This window comes from Flavobacterium sp. UBA5153, from assembly GCA_002413745.1.
GTDB lineage: Bacteria > Bacteroidota > Bacteroidia > Flavobacteriales > Flavobacteriaceae > Flavobacterium.
Genome location: DHXP01000009.1, coordinates 2204 through 21897, shown reverse-complemented (window position 1 = coordinate 21897; position 19694 = coordinate 2204). Strand labels below are relative to the sequence as shown.

Here is a 19694-nt window from a genome sequence, read left to right as displayed (position 1 = left end):
TTACTTGTTCTATACATATAAAATTAATACGATGGAAAAAAATTACATTTTAGCAAAATGGTTAAATAACGATTTAACAGAGGAAGAATTAACCGCGTTTAAAGCTGATCCTGATTTTAAAAAATACGAAAAAATCAAAAACTATTCTGCTCAATTAAAAGTGGCGGATTTTGATGAAGACAAAGTATTAGAAACTGTTATTAGTCATAAAAACACAACGCCTAAAGTTATTCCACTATACAAAAACTGGATGTTTAGGGTCGCTGCGATTTTAGTTATTGGACTGGGAATTACGTTTACAGTGCAAAATTTTTCCACAGAAACCCAATATGCCCTTAACGGCAAAAGAACATCTTTTTCATTACCTGACAACTCCGAAGTAGTTTTGAATTCTGGCTCAGAAATCAAGTATAAAAAACTAAATTGGGGCAATAACAGGAATCTTAAATTACAAGGCGAAGCATACTTTAAAGTAGCAAAAGGTAAAAAATTTGAAGTTGAAACCCATCTTGGAAAAGTGGCTGTTCTTGGAACCCAATTCAATGTTAAAGCGAGAAAAAATCGATTTGACGTAACTTGTTTTGAAGGACGGGTAAAAGTAAATTACAAAGACAAAGAAATCATTTTGTCCCACGGACAAAGCGTTATTTTTGAAAACGGAAAACAAACAATCACGACTAATAATGCTCCAAAACCAGATTGGCTTCAAAACAGAATAGCCTTTGATAATGAAAATTTACGCAATATATTAGATGAGATTCAAAGACAATATAATATCACGATTGACGTTAAAATAAAGTGTCCCGATGCTTTATTTACCGGAAAAATCCCTACTGATAATCTCGATGTTGCCCTTCAAATTATTGCAACGACATATAATTTAGAACCCAAAAAAATTGGTGCAAACAAAATAATTTTTGAAGGAAAATAAATGTTTATTTTTAAACGTATTTATACTTTGCTTTTTTGCTTTGTTTTTGTCTTGAGTATTACAGCCCAAAACAAAAACAAAGCAATTGCGTTAAAAAATATTTTACGATCAATAGAAAAACAACATCAAGTAAGCTTTAATTTCATTGAAAATGAAATAGTTTTAATCAAAATTATACCTCCATTGAAGTCCTTGTCTTTGAACGAGAAAATAAATTACCTCAAAAAAAAAACCAATCTCTCCTTTGAAAATTTAGATAATAAATTCATTAATGTTTTCAAAAACAAAACAACGGAAACGCCAATAATTTGCGGCTACGTGTTTTCAAAAGAAGACAATTGCCCATTAGAAAACGTGAATATTCAGCTTGTTGACGGAAAGAGTCTGACAACTGATCAAAAAGGATATTTCGAAATGAGGCAGGAAAAATTGACTGACTTTTTGGTTAGTCATGTTGGCTTTACCACCAAAAAAATTTCCATGTCCAATTCACAAAACAAAGATTGCCTCAAAATTTTTATTGAACTCGAAGTTTTAGAATTAAACAACATAACAACCAATCATTTTTTAACCTCCGGTATTTCAAAAACAATTGACGGAACATTTGAAATGAAACCAAAAAAACTCGGAATATTACCCGGCTTAATTGAACCCGATGTATTGCAGGCCATGCAACAAATTCCAGGAATAAATAGTGCTGATGAAAGCGTTGCCAGCATCAACGTTCGTGGCGGAACCCATGATCAAAATTTGTTTTTATGGAATGGAATAAAAATGTACCAAACCGGTCACTTCTTTGGACTTATTTCGGCGTTTAATCCAAATTTAGCCCACACAATTTCTATTTCCAAAAACGGAAGTTCTGCTTTTTATGGAGAAAGTGTATCGAGTGTTGTGGCTATTTCTTCCAACCCAAATAAATTTGAAAAGAACAGTTTTAGTGCAGGAATGAACATGATTAATGCAGATGTTTATTCTAAATTTAATGTCAATAAAAAAGGTTTTTTGGAATTTTCGGTCAGAAAATCCATAACTGATTTTCTAAAAACACCCACTTACAAAGAATATTTTAATAAAGCCTTCCAAAACACAACCATTACTAATTTCTCCAATAATCAAAATATAGACCATTCGAATAACGAGAAATTTGACTTCTATGATGCAACTATTAAATATTCACAGAAAATTGGACAAAAAGACCATCTTATTTTGGATTTAATTACCATAAACGATCAGCTTAAGGTCTTTCAAACGACAAAAACCAACAATATTATTCAGTCAGAAAATAATATTTTATATCAAAAAAATTATGGGGGAAATCTTTCTTGGAAACGAAATTGGAATGCCAAGAATACTAGTGCCGTAAATGTATATTCTTCCTATTATGAACTTGACGCCGAAAAAAACAAAATACAAAGCAATCAAACAGTAAAACAAGAAAACTCCGTTTTGGATATGGGTTTTAAATTGGAGAATAACCATATAATCAACTCAAAATTAACTTTTAACAATGGATATCAGTTCAACGAAATTGGCACCATAAATATAGATGATGTAAATAGTCCTCTATTTTACAGAAGAATTAAAGATGTGCTACGAATCCATGCTCTCATCCTTGAAGGAAAATTTAATGACACCATTTCTAAAATATATTTGAATGCTGGATTGAGATTAAATTATATAGAAAAATTCAATAAATATCTTTTTGAGCCGCGATTGAGATTTAATTATAACATTACCCAATTCTTGAATTTAGAAGTTTTAGGGGAATTTAAGAGCCAAAACAGTTTTCAAGTCATTGATCTGCAAAAAGACTATTTCGGAATAGAAAAAAGGCGTTGGATATTGGCAAATAACAGCACGATTCCTATCCAAAAAAGCAAACAAGCCTCTATCAATTTGTCATTTACAAAAAACAATTGGTTGTTTACTTTAGAAAATTTTTATAAAAAAGTAACCGGAATAAACAGCTCAAGCCAAGGATTTCAAAATCAATTGGAATTTGCGAAAATTAATGGAGATTATGAGGTTTTTGGAACGGAAATGCTGGCGCAAAAGAAAATAAATCGCTTCATTACTTGGATAAGTTACACTTATAATGATAATAATTACCACTTTCCAAATATAAATCAAACTGAATTTTCGAATAATTTTGAACTAAAACACACTGTATCTTGGGCTGGAACTTATGAAATAAAAAATCTAAAATTAGCATTGGGTTCAAAATGGTATTCTGGAAGACCCGAAACAACGCCTTCAAGTAACGAAATAAATTATAGTAATCCATCAAACCCAACAATTGATTATAATTCTCCAAATAATAAGAAACTGGATAACTTTTTTCAAATTAATTTTTCGGCAACCTATAAATGGGAAAGCCCGAAACAAATTCAATACAAACTGGGCTTATCGGTATTAAATCTATCCAATAGGCAAAACGAAATTAGCGAGTATTATAGAATAAATACAACCACAAATTCTATTGAAGATGTGAAAACATTTTCGCTTAGAAGGACTCCAAATGTGAGTTTTAGGGTGAGTTTTTAAAACTACATTCTTTCAGGAACATCAATTCCCAATAAGCCAAAAGCAAGAGCAATAGTATCTGAAACTTTTTTTGAAAGCTGGACTCTAAATACCTTTTCCTCAATTATTTCAGCACCTAAAATAGGAACAGCTTGATAGAAAGAATTGTATTCACGAACCAAATCATAAGTATAATTTGCTACCAGGGCCGGACTGTGGTTTTGTGCCGCATTTTGAATGACTTCAGGAAACAATTCAAGTTGTTTTAATAATTCTTTTTCTTTTTCGTGAAGTGATTTTATTTTTGATTTATTTGAAAAATCAAAATCGGCTTTGCGAATTATAGATTGTATTCTGGCATAAGTGTATTGAATAAACGGCCCAGTATTTCCTGCAAAATCTACGGATTCTTCCGGATCGAAAAGGATTCGTTTTTTGGGATCTACTTTCAAAATATAATATTTCAATGCGCCAAGCCCAATGGTTTTGTATAATTTTGTCTTTTCTTCGGGAGAATAACTGTCCAATTTCCCTAAATCTTCGGCTATTTTCTGGGCGGTTTCGGTCATTTCCTGCATCAAATCATCGGCATCGACCACGGTTCCTTCTCGGCTTTTCATTTTTCCGGAAGGCAAATCGACCATTCCATAAGACAAATGAAAGAGATTTTTTGACCAATCGAAGCCCAATTTTTTCAAAATCAGAAACAAAACCTTGAAATGGTAATCCTGCTCGTTGCCAACGGTATAAACCATTCCGCCAACGTCCGGAAAATCCTTTACGCGCTGAATGGCCGTTCCAATATCCTGCGTCATATAAACCGCAGTTCCATCGGAGCGCAAAACGATTTTTCTGTCCAAGCCTTCATCTGTCAAATCAATCCAAACAGAACCATCTGGATCTTTTTCGAAAACGCCTTTTTCCAGACCAATTTGAACAACGTCTTTTCCTAGCAAATAAGTGTTGCTTTCGTAATAATAACTGTCGAAATTGACTCCAAGATTTTTATACGTTTCCTCGAAACCTGCATAAACCCATTGATTCATTTTTTTCCAAAGCGAAATCACTTCAGCATCGCCAGCTTCCCATTTTAGTAGCATTTCTTGGGCTTCAAGAATAATTGGCGCCTGTTTTTTGGCTTCGTCTTCCGTTTTTCCTTGGGCAATTAATTGTGCGATTTCCTCTTTATAGGCTTTATCAAAAGCCACATAATAATTCCCAACCAGCTTATCTCCTTTTAAACCTGTACTTTCTGGAGTTTCTCCATTTCCAAATTTTTGCCAAGCCAACATTGACTTACAAATATGGATTCCACGATCGTTTATGATTTGGGTTTTATATACTTTTTTACCTGAAGCTTTGATGATTTCGGCAACGGAATATCCTAAAAGATTATTACGAACGTGACCTAAATGCAAAGGTTTATTGGTGTTTGGCGAAGAATATTCTACCATCACTGCTTTATCGTTTGGATTTGGTGTTACAAATCCAAATTTTTCATTGTTTCTGATTTCATTGAAGAAATTCAAATAATATTCATCCGAAATGACAATGTTCAAGAAACCCGAAACCACGTTAAAACGACTTACTTCTGAAACATTTTCGACCAAATAGTTGCCAATTTTATTTCCTAATTCCACAGGATTGCTTTTGATAACCTTTAATAATGGAAAAATTACCATCGTAATATCACCTTCAAATTCCTTGCGCGTAGTTTGAAATTCAACTTTGTCGATAGCAATGCCGAATAAATCTTGGACTGCTTTTTCAATAGAAGGCGTAAGAATTTGGGATAATGTCATTTTGTGTATTGGTTTTAAGGGTGCAAAGATAATTCTAATTCCTTAATATGATCAGAAAAGTTGTTCAATTAAGATTTAAAAACTTCAAAATGTTAAAAAACTGTTCCTGTTCAATCTTTAAAACCAAGTTCACATGATTTTGGCAGTTTTTGAAAATATTCATACAATTATCGCTAAATTTGTTATGTAAAAAATAAAACTGAAGACATGAAAAAATCGTTTATTTTTATACTATTACTGGTCTCTTTTACAAGCATTTCGCAATCGGTAACCGTAAACACAACTACTTACACGGCCGATCAATTGGTAAATCAAATTTTAATCAATTCCCCATGCGTTTCTGGCACTAATGTTACTTCAAAAACAGGCACTTTGTATGGCTCTACAAATGGCATAGGCTACTTTGAAAATACAAATCCAACTTTTCCATTGCAAAGTGGCGTCATTTTAAGTACCGGAAATGCTCTAAACGCACCAGGCCCAAATACAACCCAACTAAATGATGGTAATACCGCTTGGACTGGTGATGCAGATTTAGAAGCTACACTTCTAGCCGCAGGAATCACTATGAATTCAACAAATGCAACAGTTTTAGAATTTGACTTTGTACCTTTTTCTCCAAACTTTGACTTTCAGTTTTTATTTGCCTCCGAAGAATATGGTAATTTTCAATGTCAATTTTCTGATGCTTTTGCTTTTTTACTAACCAACAAATCAACTGGAGCTACGACAAATTTAGCTGTTGTGCCTAGTACAACTACTCCTATTTCGGTGGTTACAATTCGTAATTCATTATATAACTCGTCTTGCCCGTCAGAAAACCCAACCTATTTCGGAGCGTTTAATGGTGGTTCTAATGCAGCTGGTTCAGCAACAAATTTTAATGGACAAACTGTTATTATGAACGCTGCATCATCAACTTTAGTCCCAAATACACCTTATCACATAAAACTTGTAATTGCTGATAGGAAAGACTTTCAATCCGATTCCGCAATATTTTTGGGTGCAAACAGTTTCAATGTAGGACAAGATGTTTTAGGCCCTGATTTGACCGTGGCGAGCAATACTGCAATTTGTGATAATGGTACACACACCCTAACATCAGGCTTAGATCCTTTAGTTTATTCTTTTGCTTGGACATTTAACAGAACTCCAACAGTTGGAAACACGCCTAATCTAACCGTAAACCAACCTGGAATTTACGGTCTTACTTATACAATTATTTCAACTGGTTGCGCCGTGACTACTGATTTTATAAACGTTGAATACTATAATGCGATAACAACTCCTGATCCCATAGATTTATATAAATGTAATTCCGGGCAAGCAAATTTCACTTTCGACTTGGCTTTTAACACTCCTATTGTAAAAATTCCTGGAACTCAAATAAGTTATCATCCAACTTTAGCAGATGCAACTTCTAACAGTAATCCATTACCAACTAGTTATACTATAGCTGCCGGAAGTTTACCTGCACCAATTTGGATAAGAATCTTGAACACGGCAACAAATTGTGTTATTACAAAGTCGTTTCAATTAGCACTTACGCCTCCTCCGGTCGCAAATAATCCTGGAAATATCACCTTATGCGAAACCACTACTGGCTCGAATACTGCTGATTTTAATCTTGCTTCACAAACAATCGCAGTTTTAAGAGGACAATTACCTACAATATATGATGTTTCCTATTATACCAATGCTACCGATGCAAATGCAGGAATAAATGCAATAGATACATCCGTTAATTTTCCGTCTGGCAGCGTACCAATATTTGTAAGGATCCAAAATAGCACTGATCCGAATTGCTTTAACACAACAAGTTTTAATCTAATTGTTATTCCAAGACCAAAGTTAGATTCTATTACAGATCAGTATGTCTGTTCCAGTTATATATTGCCCGTACTTGCAAATTCAGGAAACTATTATTCCGGCCCAAACCAAGGTTTCCCAATGTTAAATGCAGGAGAGATAATTAATAAGGACGCAACAATTTATGTTTATGCTACAACTGCAGGACTTCCTAGCTGCCCATCCGAAAAAAGCTTCATTGTGAAAATCGTCAGACTGGCAGATATAAAACCAACTGATATAACCGCTTGCGATCAATATTTATTACCTCCATTAGATTATGGAACTCGTTATTTCACAAAAGCTGGCGGATCAACTGGTGGTGGGACAGAACTTTTTGGAGGAACAACATTAATAACTTCCTCAGGAATAGTTTACACCTATTTTGCTTCAACAGATGTTCCTCCTTGTATAGTGGAAAGTCAATTTAATATTACCATAAACAAAACCCCAAAAATAGATCCTATTCCAAATGTTTTTGATTGTTTATCATACGATTTACCCCTATTAACCCTTGGAAATTATTACACTTTCGATGCAGGAACAGGAATATACACACCGGCCATCTCGCCAATAACAACTACAACCACGCTTTATGTTTATGCAGAAAGTAATACTTGTAGAAGTCCTGATTCTATTTTTACCGTTTATATTGGCGATCTTGGTTTGGTTGATATAAACGAATGTCTTCCTTATAATTTACCTCCAGCACCTGTTGGAGAATACCGTGATGCTCCAAGTGGTGGCGGAAACATAATTCTTCCAGGAGTTATTTCTCAAACGAAGAGAGTATATATTTATGTTCCGGGAGCAGGAACACCAAATTGTACCGATAATGTTTTTTTTACAATTACAATAAATGCTCCGTTTCTAACTACACCGGTAAATGTAATAGCTTGCGCTAGTTTTCTATTACCACTTCAAGCTGACGGTGGCGATTATTACACGTTATCTGGAGGACCAACAGTTCCCGGAAATGTAAAATTAATTCCAAATGTAGATACAATAACTACAACTGCAACCCTATATATTTACAAACCCTCTACTACAGTTCCGGGTTGTTATAATGAAAAACCCTGGCTAATTACTATAAATCAAAAACCAATAATAGATTCCAGAGCAAATGTAGAACAATGCAGTTCGTATGTCTTAAGCCCTTTAACAAATGGGAATTACTTTGATGGTCCAAATGGTGTAAACCCTTTGGCTGCGGGAACTGTCATTACATCAAACAATAGGATTTATATTTATGCCGCAAATCCAAATGATGCAACTTGTTATACCGAAAATTTTTTCGATATTTCAATAACTGGCGTTAAAGCAGATCCTATTCCTACACAATTATCTTATTGCGACAGCTTTACTTTCCCACCGCTAACAGCAAATAACTTTTATTATGATGCACCAGGAGGACTTTTGGGAGGTGGACACAAAATAGATCCTGGAACTATAGTAACTCCAACAACGGTACTGCCCAAATATTATATTTATTATGAAACTGGAGACAGATTAAATTGTAGTGATGAAAATCCATTTACTATTACCATTGCTCCTAAACCCGTTGCTAATCCGGTTAATTCGCTAGAAACCTGCGATACATTTGGTTTAAATGATGGGATTTTTCAATTCGATTTAACAACTTTAACGATTAGAAACGAAGTATTAAACGGACAGACACCCGATACTGACCTTACTTTAACCTTTTATACTTCATTAGCTGATGCAAATGATATAAATGCAATTCCTATTGCAAATCCCGGTACTTACCAAAATGATAATGCGTTTACAGATAGTGTTTGGATTAGAGTTTCAAATAATACAATAACTAATCCTTGTTTTGATGTTATCGAATTAAAATTGATTGTGAATCCGTTACCTAATCCTCAATTAAACCCTGAATATTTTATTTGTGAAGATTATGAAACTGGAACTTTATTAAATCCAGCAACTTTAGATACAGGTCTTTCAGGAGCAAATTATTTGTTTGAGTGGACTCTTGATGGAAATCCTTTTGGAGGAAACACATCATCAGTTACAACCAGCCAGATTGGCAATTATACAGTAAAAATAACAAACACAACAACAACTTGTATAAATACGGCCTCAACCAAAGTCTCTAAATATGCCCCATATCTAGAAATCACTTATAGTGATGCATTTGAAAATCCAACTTTTATTTCTGTAAATGTTTTAGGTGCCGGTTCTGGAAATTATGAATATAAGTTGGATGATTTTCCTTTCCAAGACAGCAATATCTTTAATAATGTTTGGGCGGGACAACATATTATTTCTGTTAGGGACAAAAACGGACATTGTAATCCTGCTCCCATTAACGCCGTAATCATAAATTATCCGAAATTTTTCACTCCAAATGGCGATGGATTTCACGATACTTGGAATATCACCCATTTGGCATCAACAAATCCAAATGCTCCAATATTCATTTTTGACAGATACGGGAAATTAATCAAAGAAATAACGCCTTCAACAGATGGTTGGAATGGTATGTATAACGGACAACCGTTACCTGCAACTGATTATTGGTTCACAGTTGACTATTTTGAGAAGGGAACTTCAAAAACTTTTAAATCTCATTTTGCTCTGAAAAGATAACAATGGCTGATTTTCGATAAAAAAACCTCGTCTTGTTCTATTTTTTAGAACGAGACGAGGTTTTTGCTTATTTATTTTATCTAATTTAACCCGTTGGGTGTAATTAGTTTTTGATGATAATTTTCGTCAGTTCGATTTGATCCCGCTTTTGGGCGGGATCGTATCGAGAACTAAAAAATTATTATTAAAAACGGTTCTCGATACATTTTTTGTTCCGTTTTACTACACAAAAAACACTCGAACTGACGTTTTTAATAATTGCACCCAACGGGTTAATTTACCACCTGATTATGGCACTTCCCCAAGTGAAGCCACTACCAAAAGCAGCCAAAACTACGGTATCCCCTGATTTTATTCTTCCTTGTTCCCAAGCTTCAGTCAGAGCTATCGGAATGGAAGCGGCCGTTGTATTGCCGTATTTTTGAATATTGTTGAAAACTTGGTCATCAGTCAATTTGAATTTCTTTTGGACAAATTGTGAAATTCTCAAATTCGCCTGATGCGGAATCAGCATATCAATATCGGAAACTTGTAAATTATTGGCTTGCAATCCTTCATTAATGACTTCTGCAAAACGAACCAATGCATTTTTGAATACAAATTGTCCGTTCATATACGGGAAATAACTTTCGTCGTCTGGATCATTATCCGCCAGAATATCAGTAATCCAACGTCCTCCCATCCCAGGTGCTCTTACGATTAATTCTTCGGCGTGTTGCCCTTCAGAATGCAAATGGGTTGACAAAATCCCTTTGGTCAAATCTTCTTCCCTACTCAAAACCGCTGCTCCTGCTCCATCTCCAAAAATAACCGAAACACCACGACCACGAGACGTCATATCCAATCCCGTAGACTGCACTTCGGAACCAATCACCAAAACATTTTTGTACATTCCGGTTTTAATATATTGGTCGGCAACAGAAAGTGCATATATAAAACCGGAACATTGATTTCTTACATCTAATGCGCCTACGGTTCTAAGACCTAAATCACGTTGCACCAAAACACCCGGACCGGGAAAATAAAAATCTGGGCTCAGTGTGGCAAAAACCACGAAATCAATGTCTTCTTTGGTAATTCCGGAACGCTCAATAGCGATTTTAGCTGCCTTTACCCCCATTGTGGTGGTGGTATCTTCACCTCGAATGATATGCCTTCTCTCTTGAATTCCGGTTCGTTCTTGTATCCACTCGTCATTGGTGTCAATAATTTTCGACAGATCGTCATTGGTAACAATATTTGAAGGAACATAATATCCTAATCCTGCTATTTTTGAATGGTACATTAGTTTTGTAATTATATTAAAAAAATTCGGTTTGTAAATTTACAAACACTTTGAAAATCAAGTACAATATAATAATTATTTTATTCCAACCAGTTATAAATCAAAAAAATTAATTCTGGACAAATCTTTGTTCCGACTTCTATATCAACAAAAGGCTCTAAAAACAGAGTTTTATATATTAAAAAAAGCTGCCTCTTTACGAAGCAGCTTTTTGATTATTTTGATATCATGGCTTATTTTCCTGATTCTTTTTTGGCATCTTCCACCATTTTATCGTTTGCGGTGATGGCAAATTCCACACGACGGTTTTGGCTTCTTCCTTCTGGCGTGTCATTGGTTGCAATTGGATCGGCAATTCCTAAACCGGTTACACTAAATCGGTTTGACGCTAACCCTCTACTTACTAAATAACTCTTAACCGATGCTGCTCTTTCTTCAGAAAGTTTTAAATTATATTCCGCTGAACCCGTGATATCAGTATAACCATAGATTATAATATTGGTATCCGGATATTCTTTGAAAACTGGAACCAATTTGTCTAAATTAGCTTGTGCTGTAGCTGTTAAAGTAGCTTTATTTGTATCAAAACGCACTGCATTTTCATTCAAAACCAGTTTAATTCCTTCTCCTACACGAACTACATCAGCACCAGGAAGTGCATTATCGATTTCTCTGGCTTGTTTGTCCATTTTGTTCCCAATGACACCTCCGGCAACACCTCCGATTACACCACCTAAAACAGCACCAAGAGCTCCTTTCCCTCCTCTACCAAGATTGTTTCCAAGAATCCCACCTATTAACGCACCACCTACGGCACCTATTCCCGCTCCTCTTTGCGTTTTGTTGGTGTTTTTTACCGCATCACAACTCGTAAAAACAGAACCCATTGTCATAACCAACGCTAATGCAACTATTGAAATATTTTTCATGTCTATATTTTATTTGTTAATTTTTTTGAAATTGGTAAACCACGTCGGTTAATTTTCCGCCCACATTAATCTGATCAATCAATTGAAAAGAAGTATCTGTTTGATTTGCCATATTCAATATATATCCGTCTCTGACTCTTTTTGCTTTTTCGCCGGCATCAAGAATTTTCAATACAAATTGTCCTTTTCGATTTACAAACCAAGTAATTGGTGAACTGAATGCTGGACAGCTCCTATTTGTCAAAGCCATTTCTCCCTTGTTATTGTTAGAAATGAATTTCCACGTGCTTCCTTCAAAACATTTTGAATCTGCAATTTGAAAGGAATTCACTTTGATGTATTCCGAACCAGGGTAAGTAACAGAACTAATTACCCAGTTTCCCTTGATTGCAACTTGCGAAGGTCTATCCAGCTTCGTGCTTGTCACTGATGTGGTTTTACAAGCAAAAAGCAAAATTGCCATTGTGGCCAATACAATTATTTTTTTCATAGTTTTAGCTTTTTAAGATTAAACTTATACAAAGATACAAAGCCGCAAGCCTGAATTGTTACAAAACAACGTTATTTTGTTTCAAAATTTACTTTCCGACAATTTGTCACTTCAACTCGAATTGGTACCTTATTTGAAAGCATAATAGCAATCAAAATAAACTTAAAAATTTACAACTATGACAACTGGAAAAATTAATGTTTCGGTAGAAAATATCTTCCCCTTAATCAAGAAATTCTTGTATAGCGACCACGAGATTTTTTTACGTGAGTTGATTTCAAACGGAACGGACGCAACTCTGAAATTAAAACATTTAACAAGTATTGGCGAAGCCAAAGTAGAATATGGCAACCCGATTATTGAAGTAAAAATTGATAAAGAAGGCAAAAAATTGCACATTATCGATCAAGGATTGGGAATGACTGCTGACGAAGTGGAGAAATACATTAATCAAGTGGCTTTTTCCGGTGCCGAGGAATTCTTGGAAAAATACAAAGATTCTGCTAAAGATTCTGGAATTATTGGACATTTTGGTCTTGGATTTTATTCGGCTTTTATGGTGGCTTCCAAAGTAGAAATTATCACCAAATCTTATAAAGACGAACCCGCTGCACATTGGACCTGTGATGGAAGTCCGGAATTCACTTTAGAACCTTCTGATAAAACTACTCGTGGAACGGAGGTTATTATGCACATCGCTGAAGATTCATTGGAGTTTTTGGAAGAGTATAAAATCAAGGAATTGTTGAATAAGTATAATAAGTTTATGCCTATTCCAATTAAATTTGGAACAAAAACCGAGAAAATAGAACAAAAAAAGGGCGAATTTGTTGAATCAGAAGACAAAGAAGAAGTTTTCAAAACCGTTGAAGTAGATAATATCATCAACAATCCGAATCCGGCTTGGACCAAACAACCTACGGAATTATCGGATGAAGATTATAAAAATTTCTATCACGAATTGTATCCATTGCAATTTGAGGAACCCTTGTTCCATATTCATTTGAACGTGGATTATCCGTTCAACCTGACAGGAATTTTATATTTCCCAAAATTGGGTTCCGATTTACAAATTCAGAAAGACAAAATTCAATTATATCAAAATCAGGTTTATGTAACCGATAATGTGGAAGGAATCGTTCCTGAATTCTTGACGATGTTAAAAGGAGTGATCGATTCACCGGATATTCCTTTAAATGTTTCCCGTTCCGGTTTGCAGGCAGACGCAGCAGTAAAGAAAATTTCGAATTATATTACCCGTAAAGTAGCGGATAAATTGAAATCATTATTCACGGAAAACCGTGAAGATTTTGAAAAAAAATGGAACGACATCAAGATTGTTTTGGAATACGGAATGCTTTCGGAAGATAAATTCTATGAAAAAGCAGGTGCTTTCGTTTTGTATCCAACGGTTGATGACAAATTCTTCACTTTGGACGAATTGAAAGAAAATCTAAAGGAGAAACAAACCGACAAGGACGGAAAATTGGTTGTTCTGTACGCCGGAAATAAAGAGGCGCAACACTCTTATATTGAAATCGCCAAAGACAAAGGATACGAAGTGTTGTTATTGGATTCACCAATTATTTCGCATTTAATCCAAAAAATAGAAGGCGACAATAGCGGAATGACTTTCGTGCGCGTCGATTCAGATCATATTGATAATTTAATCAAAAAAGAGGAAACCACAATTTCTAAATTGTCTGACGAAGAAAAAGAAAGCTTGAAAACCGTCTTGGAAGGATTTGTTCCAAAACAAACATATTCCGTACAATTGGAAGCGATGGATAGCCAAGCCGCACCATTCATCATCACGCAACCTGAATTTATGCGAAGAATGAAAGAAATGAGTCAATCTGGCGGCGGTGGAATGTTCGGAATGGGGAATATGCCCGAAATGTATAATTTAGTGGTAAATACCAACTCTGATTTGGCATTGAACATTTTGAATACGCAAGACAAAGCAGCTCAGGAAGGTTTGGTAAAACAAGCTTTGGACTTGGCAAAATTATCGCAAAACTTGTTGAAAGGCGAAGAACTTACGGCTTTCGTAAAAAGAAGTTTTGAACTGATTAAATAGTTTAATCGGTTAAACGTTTAACCGATTAACCGATCTCAAAAAGACCTGCGAGTGAAAACTTGCAGGTCTTTTTGTTTAGGAGAGAATGAGATTTCAATTTACTGATTTGTAAAGAATTATTTATATATTTGTGAAGTGAGAATAAAATAAAACGCAAGATTATAAACAAAAACTTGCGCATAATATACCATTTTAGAACAAAATGGGTTTATTTTATTCGCATATAAAGTAGTTATGGGCAAGTTTAAGTATTGTCCAACAATTTAATTCTCTTGCTATGATCTCCTTTATTGCGATTGACACATTTGTCAAACTCGTAGTTTTGACAAACTGTAAAAGCTGGGCAAATACATACTTTCCTGAATTCATAATCTTGCACTTTAAAAGGTGCAAAACTACAAGTCAATTCAAATCAAAAAATCAAAGAACGCCAATGTAACATTATATATCAATTATTTACAAAATATATTATGAAATTTTCGCATCACTAGTATGTTCAACTCATTTTTTAATATTAACTTTCATCCAAAATTTAATAATAAACAAAATGATAAAACTAACCGATTTTACAAAACTATTGTGCGCATTTTTACTGTATTCTACTGTATCAAGTGCTCAATCAACCAATGAAAAAAAAATAACAATACCAACAGTACTACTTAACAATGGTATTAAAATGCCTGCTTTGGGTTTTGGGACATTAGAACTTAAAGATTCAATTGGTATAAATAGCGTATCCCTGGCAATTTCTATTGGTTATCGTCTTATTGATGACGCTACTATTTATGGAAATGAGGAATCGGTGGGATTAGGAATTAAGAAAAGTGGAATTAACAGAAAGGATTTATTTATAAGCTCCAAACTTTGGGTTAGTGATATGGGGTATGAAGGAACAAAAAAGGCTTTTGAATTATCACTTAAAAAATTAGGTGTTGAATATTTAGATCTATACCTAATTCACAGGCCTCGTGGCGATGTTAAAGGTTCATGGAAAGCAATGGAGGAACTATATAAAGAAGGCAAAATAAAGGCTATAGGTGTGAGCAACTTTGACTCAGCTCAACTTGCTGACCTTATTGCAACATGTCAGATTAAGCCTGCTATCAATCAAATTGAAATAAATCCATTTTTCCAACAATACAAAATGCAAAGTATTACTGAAAAGTTTGGAATCCAAGTAGAAGCATGGTCTCCATTTGCTCAAGGTCGAAACGGATTATTTACTAATAAATTATTGGTAAATATTGGTAAGAAATACAATAAAACTGCGGCACAAGTAACTTTACGATGGCTAATTCAAAGAGGTATTGTAGCTATTCCAAGAACATCTAATCAAGATTATATGAAAGAAAATATCGATGTGTTCGATTTTAAACTTGACGATGCAGATATGAAACAAATATCAACACTTGACAAAAATACAACTCAATTCCCTGAGTGGAATTAATTCATAGTTTTTAAATAGAATTGAGATTGAAATAACAAATAATATACGGAAAAAAACGCGAAACAATTATGTGATTGCTTAATACAGAAAATTATACAGTTTCAAGTAGAGATATTTTTACTTGAAACTGTACTAGAAAATTATCGTCCTTATTTATTAAAACATATCCAAATTATCCAAAGGGTTTGGTCCTCTGTAAATATCAGTATTTTGCGCGGCACCATTCATCATCACGCAACCGGAATTTATGCGAAGAATGAAAGAAATGAGTCAATCTGGCGGCGGCGGAATGTTCGGAATAGGGAATATGCCCGAAATGTATAATTTAGTGGTAAATACCAACTCTGACTTGGCATTAAATATTTTGAATACGCAAGACAAAGCAGCTCAGGAAGGGTTGGTAAAACAAGCTTTGGACTTGGCCAAATTATCGCAAAACTTATTGAAAGGCGAAGAACTTACGGCTTTCGTAAAAAGAAGTTTTGATTTGATAAAATAATCCTCCCCTAACCCCTCCGAAGGAGGGGAATGTAAGACCTGCGAGTGAAAACTTGCAGGTTTTTTTGTTAGGAGCAGGACGATTCTTTTCCAGAAGAACCTTTCCTCCTGCTGTCCGCTATATTCACGCCCAAAAGCGTGGGATGCCGCTCCCATCAGGGCTAAAGACAACTTTTTTATTTTCAAAATAACTATTCAAGTTTAGTGATTAATCACATTAAATTTGAATTAGAACTTCGTCAAGTATCTCCCAAAACCACAAGCACTTATCGATCAAAAAGACCCAATAAATAAAAGACCTTTTGATGATTTATGCGATAAATATTATATATTTGACACTAAATAAAGTCTGATGTTTGTCAGACATATCCACCCAATTTAGGGGCGATGAGTCTGACAACGTCAGTAATATATGCAAGTTAGTGGCAATGCGAAAAAAAAATACCTAGAACAAATCATTAATATAAGAACCCAGAGAAGCCGAAAACTGGAAAATTTAGAGTAGGCAATATTATGATATACAAATTAATTCTTACGCTAACAATAAGTTTTTTTAGCTTTACATCTTTTGCTCAAAGCAATAATGAAACAACTATAAAAAAAATCAAGCTTTTTATTAATCAATACTCTATTGATCCTGAAACAAATAAAATAGGAAAAAAAGCAATTATTTATTTTAATAAAGTTGAACGAATTTTAGACATTGATAATCGTCTTATACCCCTTTTAGAGGTCAAAACAACTTATTATTATAGTAAAGAATTTAATAAACATTGTGTTAATTTTGAATGCAAAGAAAATGATTGTGTGAGTACACCAAACGAAGGATATGTTGGCGGTTTTGCAATACCTTTTATGAATAAGCAAAAATGTTATGAATTAATTGAACTAATAAACCAACTCAAAAAATAATTTATTAAGATTTTTAAATATGTCTAACATTGACCATATAATTAAAAAAATAGAAGCGGTAGATTTGAAAGATGAAAAAGCAATTGAAATTTTAGAAAACATATTATCAAGCAATATTAATAAATTACCTATTTTCTTGACATCTTTTGCAGTAGGTAAATCATTAATACGTACTCGCTTCTTAAGTGATAAAGAAGATTTTCATCATTCAATTGCTGATTTTTCATACAATCCAAACCCAATGTATGTTAAAATTGGCAGAGTAAATTATTGTGAACAACAAATTTTTTACGGTTCGCGTTTCCGTGCAACTTCATTAGGCGAAATTAGATTTATTTATGCTAATAAAGTAAATAATAAAGCTAGATTTTCAATCGGAAAATGGGAAGTTAAAAGAAAATTACGACTTGCTGCTATCATTTCACCTGAACTCATAAATCATCATAATGCTGAAGAACTTTTTGGATTAGCTGAATTTATTAAAGAAACTGAAGAAAAATTTATTAACAAGGAAGAATTTAAAGAGTATATTGAAATTTATAAATACATAGCTAAAAAGTTTACAGAACCTATTCAAGAAAATGAAGAATATAAATATAAAATTACAGCCGTATTCTCAAATTTTATATTCTCGAAATTTAAAGACATAGATGGAATAATTTATCAAAGTGTTCAATATCCAGTCCATTTCAATATTGCACTTAAAAAAAATGTCATTGATTTAAACCAAATTCAATTGACAAACGCATCAAAACAAACATTTGCCATCGAAAATAAAATACATTTTAAAGAACAAGAAACGATTGAAGCTTCAAAAATCGATTATGTAACTAATTTAATAAACTGGTAAGCACAGCCACTAACAGCCGTTTTGATATAGTGGGGTTTTAGTGGAATTACTGTTCCGCATCAACATTCTGCAAAGCAGAAAATTGAAAGGTTACGAATTCCCCCGCTCCCGCCCGAATCCTTTCGGGTGGCAAACTAAACTAGTGTAGAATTGTTGGGTTTTAAATTTTTTAAAACTAATTTTAAACTCCAGCTGGCGCGAGCGTCCCGCTCGTGCACACAAACAAAATCAATACTAAAGAAATTACAATTTGAAATGAGTACGAGCTTGAAGCTCGCACTAGCCTTTGTTCTTTTTATAGAGTGGCAAAGTTAAAATAGATTCCATAACCTGAAACTAGAGGTAAAGCAAATAGGCAGAAATTATAAACATAAAGGAATACCGCTTATCTTTGAACGCTTGAGTGTTTCTTATAGCAAAAATGTTTAATTTAATTGTAATGAAAAAAACAGTTCTTACCCTATTCTTATTGGTACTATTTGCTTCTTGTTCAGGTCAAAATCAGTTTGGCAAACCTGAGGTAAGTCCAGTCGAAATTCAGTCTCAGTATGCAAATTGGCGGGACTATCAAAACCATAATATCATTCTTTCAAGAGATTTTGTAGCATTAGATTCAAATTCTAAAGAAATTAGCAAAGAGCATTTTCTAAAAGAATTAAATGAAGGAAATTATATACCAATTCGACTAGTATCCGATGCAACTCTTTTTTATTACAAGCTATTTAAGATTGAGCCAACATCTGATACAAGTATTAAAGCAACAATTTCTGAAACAGCATTTAATGAAATTCAAAATTTAAAGAAAGAAGGAGAACCATTTCCTAAATTTTCATTCAAAGATTTAAATGGAAATTTGATAACTAATGAAAACCTTAAAGGAAAAATAGTTGTAATAAAATGCTGGTATATTCATTGTACAGCTTGTATTAGAGAATTTCCGGAAGTCAATCAATTAGTTGAAAAATACAAAAATAGAAAAGATATCGTTTTTATAAGTCTTGCCGAAGATAATCCAGAACAATTAAAGGTGTTTTTGGTTAAAAAACCACTTTCCTATTCTGTTATTCCTAATATGAAATCTTATATGAATTTAAGCCTACAACTCAATGCCTTTCCCACACATTTTATCATTAATAAAGAAGGAAATATAGCTAAAGTGTTGTCTAATTATAGTGGTCTAGAAGTTGCTTTGGAAAAAGTTAGTGAGGAATAAACACATAGAAATACCCCCCGCTCCCGAATCCTTTCGGGTGGCAAACTAAACCAGAGTAGCAATTGTTGTGTTTTAAATTTTTTAAAACTAATTTTAAAACAAAACCCTCTGGTTCTCGATTGCATCGAGTACCCATTTAAATTAGAAGATAAATCGCAGCGTTTGCAACGCGGATACTAAAACAAAATCAGAAAATAAAGTAATACCATTACTCATTATGTTTTAGTCCAATCGTTCTGGTGTAATGCCGCTGTATATTTCATTTAGTTC

12 protein-coding genes and 1 pseudogene are annotated in these 19694 nt (G+C 33.9%); 9 read left to right on the top strand and 4 right to left on the bottom strand.

Annotated elements, in window-relative coordinates; translation table 11 throughout:
* Nucleotides 1-31: 31 nt before the first annotated feature.
* Nucleotides 32-931 (top strand): FecR family protein, encoded by a 900-nt coding sequence (locus B2145_RS01705; RefSeq protein WP_291097476.1) that lies wholly within the window; start codon nucleotides 32-34, stop codon nucleotides 929-931.
* Entirely contained in the window at nucleotides 932-3478 is a 2547-nt protein-coding gene (locus tag B2145_RS01700) for a TonB-dependent receptor (RefSeq protein ID WP_291097474.1), read from the top strand.
* Between the two features lie 2 nt (nucleotides 3479-3480).
* On the opposite strand, the gene argS is transcribed toward B2145_RS01700, so the two are convergent.
* Complete coding sequence (gene argS, locus B2145_RS01695) at nucleotides 3481-5259, bottom strand: arginine--tRNA ligase (RefSeq protein ID WP_291097472.1); 1779 nt, start codon at nucleotides 5257-5259, stop codon at nucleotides 3481-3483.
* 207 nt (nucleotides 5260-5466) lie between these two features.
* On the opposite strand from argS, the gene B2145_RS01690 reads away from it, so the two are divergent.
* The gene (locus B2145_RS01690; RefSeq protein WP_291097470.1) at nucleotides 5467-9720 is read left to right on the top strand and encodes a T9SS type B sorting domain-containing protein; all 4254 of its coding nucleotides are present in this window, start codon (nucleotides 5467-5469) and stop codon (nucleotides 9718-9720) included.
* A 277-nt stretch (nucleotides 9721-9997) separates the two neighbouring features.
* On the opposite strand, the gene B2145_RS01685 is transcribed toward B2145_RS01690, so the two are convergent.
* The 3 genes from B2145_RS01685 to B2145_RS01675 all read right to left on the bottom strand — a co-directional run bounded on the left by B2145_RS01685 (nucleotide 9998) and on the right by B2145_RS01675 (nucleotide 12424).
* The gene (locus B2145_RS01685; protein ID WP_291097468.1) at nucleotides 9998-11005 is read right to left on the bottom strand and encodes a 3-oxoacyl-ACP synthase III family protein; all 1008 of its coding nucleotides are present in this window, start codon (nucleotides 11003-11005) and stop codon (nucleotides 9998-10000) included.
* 233 nt (nucleotides 11006-11238) lie between these two features.
* On the bottom strand, nucleotides 11239-11934 hold the full coding sequence (locus tag B2145_RS01680) for an OmpA family protein (RefSeq protein ID WP_291097466.1): 696 nt from the start codon (nucleotides 11932-11934) through the stop codon (nucleotides 11239-11241).
* A gap of 16 nt (nucleotides 11935-11950) precedes the next feature.
* Nucleotides 11951-12424, bottom strand: a complete 474-nt coding sequence (locus B2145_RS01675) for a lipocalin family protein (RefSeq protein WP_291097464.1) — start codon at nucleotides 12422-12424, stop codon at nucleotides 11951-11953.
* A gap of 178 nt (nucleotides 12425-12602) precedes the next feature.
* Between B2145_RS01675 and htpG the strand changes: the two genes are divergently transcribed.
* The 6 genes and pseudogenes from htpG to B2145_RS01645 all read left to right on the top strand — a co-directional run bounded on the left by htpG (nucleotide 12603) and on the right by B2145_RS01645 (nucleotide 19424).
* Nucleotides 12603-14504 (top strand): molecular chaperone HtpG, encoded by a 1902-nt coding sequence (gene htpG, locus B2145_RS01670; protein ID WP_291097462.1) that lies wholly within the window; start codon nucleotides 12603-12605, stop codon nucleotides 14502-14504.
* 547 nt (nucleotides 14505-15051) lie between these two features.
* Nucleotides 15052-15951: an aldo/keto reductase gene (locus B2145_RS01665; protein ID WP_291097460.1), complete on the top strand. Its 900-nt coding sequence runs from the start codon at nucleotides 15052-15054 to the stop codon at nucleotides 15949-15951.
* A gap of 214 nt (nucleotides 15952-16165) precedes the next feature.
* Nucleotides 16166-16450, top strand: a pseudogene (locus B2145_RS01660) (molecular chaperone HtpG); the annotation flags it as partial.
* 512 nt (nucleotides 16451-16962) lie between these two features.
* Complete coding sequence (locus B2145_RS01655) at nucleotides 16963-17361, top strand: hypothetical protein (RefSeq protein ID WP_291097458.1); 399 nt, start codon at nucleotides 16963-16965, stop codon at nucleotides 17359-17361.
* A gap of 19 nt (nucleotides 17362-17380) precedes the next feature.
* Complete coding sequence (locus tag B2145_RS01650) at nucleotides 17381-18211, top strand: RES domain-containing protein (RefSeq protein WP_291097456.1); 831 nt, start codon at nucleotides 17381-17383, stop codon at nucleotides 18209-18211.
* A 439-nt stretch (nucleotides 18212-18650) separates the two neighbouring features.
* The gene (locus B2145_RS01645) at nucleotides 18651-19424 is read left to right on the top strand and encodes a TlpA family protein disulfide reductase (RefSeq protein ID WP_291097454.1); all 774 of its coding nucleotides are present in this window, start codon (nucleotides 18651-18653) and stop codon (nucleotides 19422-19424) included.
* Nucleotides 19425-19694 lie beyond the last annotated feature (270 nt).